The organism is Actinomadura chokoriensis (assembly GCF_039529475.1).
Classification (GTDB): domain Bacteria; phylum Actinomycetota; class Actinomycetes; order Streptosporangiales; family Streptosporangiaceae; genus Spirillospora; species Spirillospora bangladeshensis.
In genome coordinates, this window is record NZ_BAAAMW010000001.1 from 658020 (window position 1) to 669723 (window position 11704).

The following is an 11704-nucleotide window of genomic DNA, read 5'->3' on the forward strand; positions in this document are numbered from 1 at the left end:
GGGGCCAGGGGGGGTCGTCCCCCCTGATGCAAAAGGCGTAGCCGGGGGTCGTCTTTTGGGCGATTGCTCCGCCGGAGCCCCTTCTTACGCTCGCCGTGACGAGCCGGAGGGGAAGATCGTGGAGATCGACGAGGTCGCGGCGCGGGTGGTTCGCAGCTACTGGGCGCTTCTGCTGGTCATGACGGTGGTCCCGCTCGTGCTGGTGGGGCTGGTGATGAGCGGCCAGGAGCCGCCGGCGGTCGCGCAGTCGCGGCTGCAGGCGAGCAGCCGCGCGACGGACGCGGCGCCCGGCGACGCGGGCGTGTCCATCGTGGTCAGCCAGGTGAAGGCGTTCGCGACCAGCGAGAACCTGTTGAGCGGGGTGCTGCGCGCGCAGCGGGTGGAGCGGTCGACGGTGAAGGTCGCCAAGGCGATCGAGGTGACCGGGCTCGGGACGTCCACGATCGTCCAGCTGTCGGTGAAGGACCGCGACCCGGACGTGGCGCGGCGGCTGGCGGACGCGATCGGCGCCGCGGTCGTCAAGGAGATCAACACCTCCAACCAGGGCTCGATCACGCAGCAGATGGAGCAGATCGACAAGCGCGTCCGGGAGCTGGAGAAGAAGCTCGGGCCGCTGTCGCGGCGGGCGGGCGCGCAGCCGAACCCCGACATCGGCGCCGCGAACGAGCGGGAGCGGGTGCAGGCGGAGCTGACCGACCTGCGGTCGAACCGCTCGGACCTGCAGACGCAGCTGTCGACGGCCGGGACGGCCTCGGTGGTGCAGCCGGCGGTGCTGGCGCCGCGCACGAACCCGGTGGTCATGATGGCGTCGATCGCGGGCCTGGTCGGGCTGATCGGCGGGATCCTGATCGCGGTGGTGACGGAGATGGTCCGGCCCACGATCCCCGGGCAGCGGCGGGTGGCGCGGCGGCTCGGGGTGCCGCTGCTCGGCTGGGCCGACCGGGGGCCGGTGCGGCTCGCCGACCTCGGGCGGCGGATCCGGCTGGCCGCGAAGAAGGAGGGCGTCGGGCGGATCACGCTGGTCGGCGCGCCCGGACCGCTGCCCGCCGACCTGGTGTCGTCGGTCGCGTCCGCCGTGTACGGGGACGACACGAAGGTCGTCACGGCCCGGCCCGGCAGCGACGACGGCGGCGGCGAGGGCGGCGAGGGCGGACCCGGCGACGACGGCGGGCCGTCGCTCAACAGCAGCGGGCCCGGCGGGAAGACGAGCACGTCGGTGGTCCGCGCCGGCGGCACCGCCGTGATGACGAAGAAGTCCGAGGTGTCGCCCTCGGAGGTCACCCAGCCGGTTCCGGTGCGCCGGCTCTGCCATGTGCACGCGTTCGAGGACATCGATCCGGGTTCGGACGAGGTGGTCGGCGTGGTCGTGGTGGTCGGGCCGGTGACGCGGGTGGCGGGGCTGGAGACGGTCCGCGATCTGGTCGCCGCGTCGGGCTGGCCGCTGCTCGGCGTCGTCGCCGTGTCCCGCAAGATCTCCACTTCCACACGAGCAGGGGGTAGCAGATGAGTTCGTCCGTTCCGTTCACGATCCCGTCGGTGTCCGGCGAGGTGTCCGACGCGGTCGTGAAGGTGCTCGACTCGGGCTGGATCACGACGGGTCCGCAGACGGCGGCGTTCGAGCAGGAGTTCGCCGACTACCTGGGCGCCGCGCACGTCGTGGCGGTCGCCTCGTGCACGACCGCGCTGGAGCTGTGCCTGCGCGCGCTGGACCTGCCGCCCGGGTCGGCGGTGCTGACGCCGAGCCTCACGTTCTGCGGCGCGATCAACGCGATCCTGCACGCCGGGCACCGGCCGGTGCTGGTCGACATCGACGAGGACACGCTCGTGCCGAGCCCGGAGACCGTGAAGGCGGCGGCCGACCGGTGCCGGCCCGCGGCGATGATCGTCCAGAACCAGGGCGGCTACCCGGTGGACGTGGCGGCGCTGGCGGACGCGGCCGGCCTCGACCGGACGAGGGTCGTCGAGGACGCGGCGCACGGCCCGGGCGCGGGCCGCGGCGGCGGGAACGTCGGGTCGGAGTCGTTCGCGGCGTGCTTCTCCTTCTACGCGACGAAGAACATGCCGATCGGCGAGGGCGGCGCGGTGGCGTCCAGCGACCAGGAGTTCGCCGACCGGGTCCGCGCGATGCGCATGCACGGGATGAGCAAGGACTCCTGGAAGCGCTACCTGCCCGGCGGCAGCTGGCGCTACGACGTGAGGACGGTCGGGCTGAAGGCGAACATGACCGACGTCCAGGCGGCGATCGGACGCGCGCAGCTCGCGGCGCTCCCCGGCTGGCAGGAGCGGCGCGCCGAGATCGTCCGGCGGTACGACGCGGCGCTGCGCGACCTGCCGGGCCTGGTCCTCCCCCAGCGGAACCTCGACGGGATCCAGCACGCCTGGCATCTCTACCAGGTCCGCGTGCCGGACCGCGACGCGGTCAGCGCCGAGCTGGAGGCGGCGGGCGTCGCGACGTCCGTGCACTTCATCCCGGCGAACCAGATGACCGCCTACCAGGCGATCCTGGGCGCCGAGGAGTGCGCGCGGGTGCCGGTGACCGACCGGGTCGGCGAGGAGCTGCTGTCGCTCCCGCTGTATCCGGGGCTGTCGGACGACGGCGTCGACCGCGTCGCCGCCGCGCTCGCCGAGGCCCTGCGGACCCGGAGCTGACCGTGCGGAGGTTCATGCCGCGCCGCCGTCCCGGGACCACCGCGCCGGTCCCGGCGGCCTCCGGCGCCGCCAGCCCGCTCGCCCTGCTGATGGGGCGGGACGAGGTGGTCATGGCGCGGCATCGGGGGCGGCGGCTGGTCCGCGGCCGGCGCGTGCTGGTCACCGGCGCGTGCGGGACGGTCGGCCGCGCCCTCTGCCACCAGGTCGGACGGCTCGAACCGGCCGCGCTGACCCTGCTCGACCGCGACGGCGACGGCCTGCGGCGCCTGGAGAGCGAGCTGGACGCCGAGCTGGACGGCGTCGCGCTCGCCGAGGCCGACGTCCGCGACGAGCGGCGCGTCGACGCGGCCATCGCGGCGGCCCGCCCCGACCTGCTGTTCCACACGGCGGGCCGCAACGAGCTGGCGGCGGTCGAGCGCGATCCGTGCCGGGGCGCCGCGCACAACGTCCTCGGCACCCGGCACGTGATCGACGCGGCGGTGCGGCACGGCGTGGAGCGGGTCGTGTTCGTCTCGTCCGACAAGGCCGCCGACCCGACGTCGGTGTTCGGCGCGACGATGCGGCTCGGGGAGCTGCTGCTGCGGACGGCGACGCCCGGCCCGACCTGCTTCGCCGCCGTCCGGGTCGGCAACGTGATCGGCGAGGCGGGCCCGCTGCTGAGCCTGCTCGCGCACCGCATCTCCTCCGGCGAGGTCGTCACGATCACCCACCCCGAGGTGGCGCGCCACTTCATGACCGTGCAGGAGGCGGCGGGGCTGCTGATCGAGGCGGCGGCGATGGCGGAGGAGGCGGAGACGTTCGTCCTCGACATGGGCCGCCCCGTCCCGGTCGTCGACCTCGTCCACCGGTACGCCGAGCAGCTGCGGCTGCCCGAGGTGACGATCCGGTTCAGCGGGCTCGGGCCCGGCGAGAAGCTCGCGGAGAAGGCGTTCGCCGACTCCGAGCGGCGGATCCGCACCGCGCACCCGAAGATCTGGGCGACCCGTCCCGCCGCGCCGCCCGCCGGGCTCCCGCAGCTGCTGGACGAGCTGGAGACCGCGGCCGGCGCGGGCGACGGCGACGCGGTGCGGCTGCTGCTGCGCCGGCTGCTCCCCGAGTACCACCCGGTCCGGCGGCCCGGCCCCGCCGAGCCCCCGCCGCCCGAACCGCCCCGGCTCTGCGGCACGGGGTGCAGCCCCGACCCGCCCGGCCTGTGAGGTGTGCCAGTTGAGTACCACGAGGAAGCTCAGAGTCGCCACGGTGATCACCCGCTTCAACGGCGGGGCCGGGCAGGTCGCGCTGAACGGCGCGCTGGCCCTCCCGGACGGCGACTACGAGCGCGCGATCGTCACCGGCGGCGTCGGCATGGACAGCACGGCAGCGTCCACGAGAAACAGCGTCCTCTATGGGGACGATGCCGTCGCGAACGCCGCCGCCGGTGACCTCACTCCGCGGGCGCACGCGGCCGGGATGGAGATCGTCCAGGTGGGGCCGCTGGTGCCGCAGATCTCGCCGCGCGACGACCTGGCCGCGCTGCGCACGCTGACGCGGGTCCTGGCCGACGGGCGGTACGACGTCGTCCACACCCACAGCGCGAAGGGCGGCGTGATCGGCCGGGTCGCGGCGGCCCGCGCCGGGGTGCCGCGCATCGTGCACACCTGGCACGGGTTCCCGTTCAACGAGTTCCAGTCGTTCGCGCGGCGGCGCGTATATATAGGTCTCGAACGGATCGCCGCCAAGCGCACCGACGCGTTCCTCGCGATCGGGTCGGAGACGGTGACGACGGCGCTGCGGCTCGGGCTGACGACGCCGGAGCGGGTGCGGCTGTCGTGGCCGGCCGTGGACGTCGACGCCTACGCGACCGCGCCCGGCTCCCGCGCGCAGGCCCGCCGCCGCCTCGACCTGCCGCTCGGCGTGAAGGTCGTCGGGTCGATCGGGCGGCTGACGTTCCAGAAGGGCCCGGAGGTCTTCGCGAAGGCCGTCGCGCGGCTGCCGGACGACGTGTTCGGCCTGTGGGTCGGCGGCGGCCCGATGGCGGACGAGCTGGAGAAGCTCACCGCCAAGCTCGGCATCGCCGAGCGGATGCGCTGGCTCGGGCACCGCGACGACGTCGCCGACGTGCTGCCCGCGTTCGACGTGATGGCGATGGCGAGCCGGTGGGAGGGGCTCCCGTGCGTGCTGGTCGAGGCGATCGGGGCGGGGATCCCGCTGGTCGCGACGGCCGTCCCGTCCAACCAGGACCTCGTGCTCGCCGGTGAGACGGGCATGCTCGTCCGGCCGGAGGACCCGGAGGGGCTCGCCGCGGCGGTGTCGGCGCTGCTGGACGACCCGGCCGCCGCCGCCCGGATGGCCGAGCGCGCCCGCGCCCGCGTCGGCGCGTGGTTCTCGCCCGCGCACCTCGGGACCGTCCTCGACGAGACCTACCGGGGGAGCTCCGCACGCCCATGACCGCGACCCTGACCGCATCCGGCGAGGCCCCGCACGCGCCGGCGCCCCTGAAGCGGCGGACGCGGCTGCCCGCCGTGGTGATCGTCGCCGGCATCGCCTCGCTGCCGATGCTGATGCCGGCCGGGCTGGCGCCGGGACCGGGCAACACCGCGCTGCCCGACGTCGCGCTCGTCGGCGTCACCGCGGCGATGCTGCTGTGGGCGGGGACCCGGCGGCTGCCGGTCCGGTGGCCGTTCCTCATCCCGACGCTGCTGACGATCATCGCGGGCGGCATCGCGGCCGTCGTCAACGACGCGGGCGCGCTCACCCTCGTCAAGGACCTGTTCGTGCTCCTGTGGGCGGTGGGCATCGCGAACTTCGGCCGCGACCCGTCCCTGCTGAAGGTCGCGCTCCGGGCGTTCGTGTGGATCGGGACGTTCTACGCCATCGTCATGATCGTCGGCTTCGTGCTGGGGATCGAGGCGCTGTCGGGCAAGCAGATCGACGGCGAGCGCGCGATGTTCACGTTCGGCGACGCGAACTACGCGTCCAACTGGTTCATCTGCGTCTTCTTCATCGCGCGCGCGAGCCGCTTCCCCGATACGGCCTGGAAGAGGTGGGCGGTCTGCGGGGTCCTGCTGGCCGCCGAGGTCCTGACCGGGTCGAACGGCGGACTGCTCGCGCTGTGCGTCGCGATCCTGCTCGGCTACCTGTTCCGGCTGTTCCGCGAGGGCAAGGCGCACCACGCCATCGCGGTCGGCGCGCTCGCCGTGTTCGTGGGCGGCGGCGCCGTCGCGGTCGTCTCGGCGGTGAACGTCCAGCCGTTCCTGGACCGGGCCAGCGAGGCGTCCCCGATCCTGCGCGACTCCATCGGGCGGACGACCGGGGAGAGCACCAACTCGCGCAGCACCGTCCTCGCCACCACCCTCCAGATGATCGACGACCAGACGCACCCGTGGGGCATCGGACCCGGCCAGACCGAGGGGCAGATGCTGGTGCGGCAGGAGACCTATGTCCGCGAGGCCCACAACGACTACGTGGCGTCCGTTCTCGAACGCGGCTTCCTCGGGGGCGTCGCGCTCATCACGCTGGTGTTCGTCCTGCTGCTGAAGTGCGTGCGGATCGCCCGCCGGGGCGTCCTGACCGGCGAGTACGCGCGGCTCGTCCCGCGGCCCGAGCTGTTCGGCGCCCTCGTCGCCGTCTTCCTCGTCTCCGGGCTCTTCTACGAGACCCTCCACTACCGCCACGGCTGGGCGTTCTTCGGGCTCATCGCCGCCCTCGACCTGTTCGGACGGAAGGAGGCGGCATGACCGGCACGCAGTCCCCGGCCGCGGTCGCGCCCGCGCAGGAGTCCCGGCTCCGGCGCCGGCTGCTCGCGCTCGTCGCGGGCAACATGGCCGGACGGATCGGAGCGCTCGGCTCGCTCGGCATCGCCACGATCCTCGTCGCGCGGATCGGCGGGCCGAAGCTCGTCGGCGCGTTCACGCTCGTCCGGATCCTGCCGGGGCTGCTGTGCCAGCTGTCCAGCGCGGGCCTGCCCGGCGCCGCGCCGTTCTTCCTCGCCCGCTCGTCCGACTACGACCAGAGCCGGGTGCGGCCCACCCTCGCCTGGCTCACCGTGATCGGCGCGACGATCTCCGGGATCGCCTGGCTGGCCCTCACCCCCCTCTTCTACATGGTGTTCTTCAAGTCGTTCGGGATCTGGGTCACGATCGCCGCCGCCGCGCCGTCCTTCACCCAGGGCTTCGTGTCGGTCGGCAAGGGCCTCCTCCAGGGGACCGACGACCAGCCGGGCGCGAGCCTCGCCATCGCCGTCGAGGAGTTCGTGTTCCTGCCGATCTACCTGGTGATCCTGACCGGCTGGTACGGGCCCGGCGCGCTCATCACCGGGCTCGTGCTCGCCGACGTCGCCGCCGCCGCGTGGATCGCGCGGCGGCTCGCCCGCCGCGGGTTCTTCGCCGGCTGGGGCCGCGCCGACCGGCGGCTCGGCCGCTCCATCGCCGGGTACGGGTTCCGCGGCTACCTCGGCCAGCTCATCGACCTGCTGCAGCTCCGCTTCGACATGGCGCTGCTCGGCGCGCTCGCCGGCCCGAAGGTGCTCGGCGTCTACACGGTCGCGAGCAAGTTCGCCGAGCTGGTGCAGCTGCCGGGTCTCGCGGTCAACTACGTCCTGTACCCCGACTTCGCGAAGGAGGACCGGGAGACCGCGACGAAGCGGACGTCCCGCCTGATCCTGCCCGCGCTGGCCGTCTCGGCGCTGGCCGCGCTGCCGCTCGCGCTCATCGCCGGGACCGCGCTGCCGTGGATCTTCGGGGACGTGTTCGACGACGCGGTCGTGCCCACCTACATCCGGCTCGCCGGCGTCGTCACGTTCGGCGTGACCGGGCTCGTCATGGCCTACCTCTACGGGGTCGGGCGGCCCGGCGCCGCGTCCACCGGGCAGGGCATCGGCCTGGTGGTCGTCGTCGTGCTCGGCGCCGTCCTCATCCCGGCGCACGGCGCGATCGGCGCGGCCGTCGCCACGTCCCTCTCGTTCGTCGCGACCACGGCCGCGCTGCTGGTCTGGTTCCAGCGCGTCAAGAACACCGCACCCGAACCCCCCGCACTCCACGGCAAGGAGTGACCATGTCCGAGCTCGCGAACCGTCCCGTCGACCCGTCCGACGGCGTCCCCCCGTCCCGGCCGCGCCGCGTGCTGGACGTCGCCGGGGCGCTCACCGGGCTGCTGCTCCTCAGCGTCCCGCTGGTGCTCATCTACGTGCTGGTGCGGCTGTCCAGCCCCGGCCCCGGCGTGTTCCGGCAGCGGCGGGTCGGGCAGGGCGGGCGGCCGTTCACCATGTACAAGTTCCGGACGATGCGGCAGGGCGTCGGCGGCCTCACCGTCACCGCCAACTGCGACCCGCGCCTCACCAAGGTCGGCAAGCTGCTGCGCCAGTGGTCGCTGGACGAGCTGCCGCAGCTGGTGAACGTGCTGCGCGGCCAGATGACCCTCGTCGGGCCGCGCCCGGAGACCTACGACCTCGCCGAGCACTACGCGGCGGACTGCCGGTGGATCTTCGACCACCGGCCCGGCCTGACCGGGGTCTCCGAGGTCCGGTTCCGCGACTTCGACGTCCTCGGCCCCGGCGAGGAGGTCGACCTCGTCAACTACATCGAGCGGATCGTCCCCGCCCGCGTCGCCGTCGACGCCGTCTACCTGCGCGATCCGTCGATGCGCGCCACGTTCGGCGCGCTCTGGGACACCGTCAAGCACATCCTCGGCATCCCGATCCCGCCGCTGCGGATCTCCGGGGAGGCGCCGGCGCGCCCCGCCGAGGAGCCCGGCTCCGCCGCCTGACCCGCCCGCCATCGGGGAGCAGACCATGGACATCCGGGACGCCCGGTTCAAGCTGTCGGCGGTCGCGGCCGCGGTCGTCCTGGTGGCCGGATTCCTCCTCTACCTGCAGCACAGGACGTCCGGCTACCAGCCGTACCAGGGGCCGCTCGCGACACCGGGCTCGCCCGCCGCCGAACCCCACAAGACCCGGCGCATCGCGCTCAACACCCAGCCCGCCGACTACCCGCGGCTCAAGGCCCTCGGCTACGACCTGGTGGACGTCAAACCGGACGCCGCCCTCGTCGCCGGCGTGCCCGCCGGGATGCAGGCGCTCCTGTGGGTCGGCAACTTCACCTGCGGCGACTTCGAACTCGACTGGGACGCGTTCCAGCGGGCCGTCCGGCAGTTCGGGCACGACCCGAGGGTCTACGGCTGGTACCTGTCGGACGAGCCGAACACCGGCGACTGCCCCGGGGTCGCGGGCGAGATCCGCCGCCGCGCCGCCTACATCAGGCAGAACGCGCCGGGCCAGGTCTCGTTCATCTCCCTCACGGACTGGCCGATGAAGCCCCTCGCCCCGAAACGCGTCGGCGTCGACCTCGTCGGCCTCGACCCGTACCCGTGCAAGGGGTCGTCCGAGGCCCGCGAGCGCTGCGACATCGGGGCGATCGACCGGATGGTCCGGATGGCCGACGCCGCCGGCGTCCCGCGCACCAGGATCGCGCCCGTCCTGCAGACGTTCGGGCAGAGCTGCACCAAGGGCGACAAGCAGTACTGGCTGCCGACGCAGGCCCAGTTCCGCGCGATCCTCGCCCGCTGGGACCGGCTCGCGCCGCGCCCCCAACTGGAGATCTCCTACTCCTGGGGCCGCCAGGACCGGTGGGCCTGCCCCACCCTCGCCGACGCGACCGGCGGCGCCCACCCCGACCTGCAGACCCTGATGCGGGCCCGCAACACGCGCGGCTAACCGCCCGCCTTGTCGGCGATGGCCGGCTGCGAACTGGACGGCAGCGGAAAGTCGAACGAGCCGACCTTCAGAGCCGCGATTTCCATTACGGCGACAACGAGAACGAACGCGACGGCCAACAGGCCGAGCTTCTTGCGGTCCAAGCCCCGCACCCCTATCAAACCCCCAGAAAACGCAGGTCAAGCCTACCACAAGATGATCTATCACCCGTCCGACAACGACCTCGTCCACACCACCTGCAACCGCCCCGTTACAACAATCAACACCACTATTCAGCCACCGGAGCACGAGTCAGCCGCCCAGAGAGCGCCCTGCCCCCAGAGGGACCTCTGCCCCCGAAGGGACCTCTGCACCCAGAGGGAGCTATGCGCCCGGAGGCCGCCCGACCCGCCGAGCCGGGCGACCGCAGCGACACCGCCACCCCCGCACACGGCCACAAACCGGCGAAGACATGACCACCGCCCGGCCGGCAACGGGAGTCGATCCCGTTGACCTGCGGCGTGTTGTTGTTATGCGGCCGCCCATAACAACAACACGCCGCAGGTCAACGTGGGGGGGTGGCTGTGGGGGGTCACTGCGTCAGCTTTTTGCTCGTCAGGTTGGCGGCTCTCGCGTTGATGCATTCGCCGGTGGCCAGGTCGAAGGCGAAGTTGTGGGCTAGGCAGTGGATTTGGCCGTCGCGGACGACGGCGCCGACGGAGAGGTCTTCGCCTGCGTGGGGGCAGTAGCGGGGGATGTCGTAGCGGTCGCCGCCGCAGGCGACGGTGATGCGCTCGGACTCGTCCCGTCCGGTCTCGTACGCCTCGACGGCCTGCAGGGCGGGCGCGTTGGCGTGCTTGAGCAGGCCGACCAGGTAGTCGTTGTAGACGTCGGGGTCGCGGTAGAGGCTGAGGCGGAACGAGATGAGGAGGTCCTCCCAGGCCATCCGGCCGGTGAGGACGCCGTCCAGCCAGCGGCCTGCGGTGGTGATCCGGTAGTGCGGGCGGACGTCGGGGGACGCGGCCGCCACGGTGAGGCCGGCGGCGGAGAAGTCGACGTCCCAGACGCCGCCGTTCGGGCCGGTGACGTCGAACCGGACGGTCATGGCGATCTGCCGGTTGAAGTAGTCGCTGAGCCCGCCGAGGTAGGTGAAGTGGGCCTTGAACCGGTCGAACAGGTCGGGGCCCGGCTCCGGGTACTCGGCGACGACGTCCGCGATGGCGGGCGCGCGGTCGGCGGCGTACCGCTTGAGGTAGTCCGCGCGGTCGGCGTCGGCGAAGGAGAACTCGGCCGACACCGGGTCGCGGGTGATCTCGCCGGTGTCCAGGTCGACGGCGTCGCCGGGCTTGAAGTAGTCCCAGCGCTGCCTCGGCAGGTGCTCGCGCAGCCACGCGGTGGAGACCTCCGGGTCGCAGAACGCGCCGTCGGCCTGGTCGAGCACCCAGTTGAGGTGGTCGACCTCGGCGTCCAGGAAGCAGGGCGGCCCCGCGAAGGGGACGGCCAGCTCCGGCTCGGTCTGCCGGACGAGGCGCTGCGCCGCGCGGAGCTTGGAGATCCGCTTGGCCATGGAGACCTTCGCCATCTCCGCGGGCGGGTACTCGTAGCAGATCGGGTGCCAGGACGCCCCGGACGTCTGCAGGGCCATCAGGTCGAGCCGGCCGCCCGCGAGGTGCTTGGCGCGGCGGGCCTGCGCGGCGGTGAGCCGGGCGTCGTTGCAGTGCAGGATGCCGCGGCCGTCCGCCACGACGAGAAAGGCGGCATCGTGGCACATTGGCGACAGTTCCGGAATCACGGTGATCCAGGACCCGCGATTGTCCAGCGGGAATTTCCGCCAGGGTTCGACCTCGATTACCTGGCGGCCACCCGCGGCGGCCGTGATGCGTTCCCGGAAGGCGGGTCCGGGATAACACGGAATGAGGATTCTGGTCCGCGCCGGAAGGCGGTCCAGCACCCACGGGTCGAAATGATCTAGATGCTCGTGCGAGACGGCGACCCAGTCGGCGTCGAGGATCGGGGCGAGATCCAGATGATCGTTCCTCGGATACTGGTGCCAGGCTCCGAGAAAGGCCCCCGCTGGAGCGAGCCACGGGTCCGCGAGCAGGTGGAACGCGGTCGCGTCCACCGCCACCCCCGCATGTCCGAGAAATGTGACCGTCGGCATGGGGAGACTGTCCCTCGCGGTGCCCGCAGGCACACCCGCCGGAATGCGCAAAGCGGCTACGCCACCGGCATGAAAGAAATGTCATGGACGGAACTGACAATCCTGACTGGGACGCTCCGACAAAGGCCGGAGTTCACATTGCGTTGTGCATGTCCACTTCTGGACAGGCGGCGGTCTGTTGCGGCCAATTGACTGGACATACGCCGGGACACCGAGCGACCGTCTAT

At 72.7% G+C, this 11704-nt stretch carries 10 protein-coding genes; 8 read left to right on the forward strand and 2 right to left on the reverse strand.

Annotation, left to right across the window (positions count from 1 at the left end; translation table 11 throughout):
* The first annotated feature begins 118 nt into the window (after window positions 1–118).
* From ABFX46_RS03230 to ABFX46_RS03265, 8 genes are read left to right on the forward strand one after another with little or no spacing between them, the layout of a single operon-like run.
* Window positions 119–1507, forward strand: a complete 1389-nt coding sequence (locus ABFX46_RS03230) for a YveK family protein (RefSeq protein ID WP_346039815.1) — start codon at window positions 119–121, stop codon at window positions 1505–1507.
* Window positions 1504–2649 (forward strand): DegT/DnrJ/EryC1/StrS family aminotransferase, encoded by a 1146-nt coding sequence (locus tag ABFX46_RS03235; RefSeq protein ID WP_346039816.1) that lies wholly within the window; start codon window positions 1504–1506, stop codon window positions 2647–2649. Before ABFX46_RS03230 ends, ABFX46_RS03235 begins: the two co-directional genes overlap by 4 nt.
* A gap of 2 nt (window positions 2650–2651) precedes the next feature.
* A complete protein-coding gene (locus ABFX46_RS03240; protein ID WP_346039817.1) occupies window positions 2652–3845 on the forward strand; it encodes an SDR family NAD(P)-dependent oxidoreductase in 1194 nt (397 codons plus the stop codon).
* A 10-nt stretch (window positions 3846–3855) separates the two neighbouring features.
* Window positions 3856–5076 (forward strand): glycosyltransferase, encoded by a 1221-nt coding sequence (locus tag ABFX46_RS03245; protein ID WP_346039818.1) that lies wholly within the window; start codon window positions 3856–3858, stop codon window positions 5074–5076.
* A complete protein-coding gene (locus ABFX46_RS03250; RefSeq protein WP_346039819.1) occupies window positions 5073–6365 on the forward strand; it encodes an O-antigen ligase family protein in 1293 nt (430 codons plus the stop codon). The genes ABFX46_RS03245 and ABFX46_RS03250 overlap by 4 nt, the downstream gene beginning before the upstream one ends.
* Window positions 6362–7678, forward strand: coding sequence for a lipopolysaccharide biosynthesis protein (locus tag ABFX46_RS03255; RefSeq protein WP_346039820.1), 1317 nt, complete (start codon window positions 6362–6364; stop codon window positions 7676–7678). The genes ABFX46_RS03250 and ABFX46_RS03255 overlap by 4 nt, the downstream gene beginning before the upstream one ends.
* A gap of 2 nt (window positions 7679–7680) precedes the next feature.
* Entirely contained in the window at window positions 7681–8391 is a 711-nt protein-coding gene (locus ABFX46_RS03260) for a sugar transferase (protein WP_346039821.1), read from the forward strand.
* A 25-nt stretch (window positions 8392–8416) separates the two neighbouring features.
* Window positions 8417–9337, forward strand: a complete 921-nt coding sequence (locus ABFX46_RS03265; protein ID WP_346039822.1) for a hypothetical protein — start codon at window positions 8417–8419, stop codon at window positions 9335–9337.
* Here ABFX46_RS03265 and ABFX46_RS03270 read toward each other — a convergent pair.
* Together ABFX46_RS03270 and ABFX46_RS03275 are read right to left on the reverse strand one after the other, a co-directional pair.
* Entirely contained in the window at window positions 9334–9480 is a 147-nt protein-coding gene (locus tag ABFX46_RS03270) for a hypothetical protein (RefSeq protein WP_163060429.1), read from the reverse strand. The two genes, ABFX46_RS03265 and ABFX46_RS03270, sit on opposite strands and share 4 nt — an antisense overlap.
* 428 nt (window positions 9481–9908) lie before the next feature.
* The gene (locus tag ABFX46_RS03275; RefSeq protein WP_346039823.1) at window positions 9909–11477 is read right to left on the reverse strand and encodes a Rieske 2Fe-2S domain-containing protein; all 1569 of its coding nucleotides are present in this window, start codon (window positions 11475–11477) and stop codon (window positions 9909–9911) included.
* Between the last annotated feature and the right edge of the window lie 227 nt (window positions 11478–11704).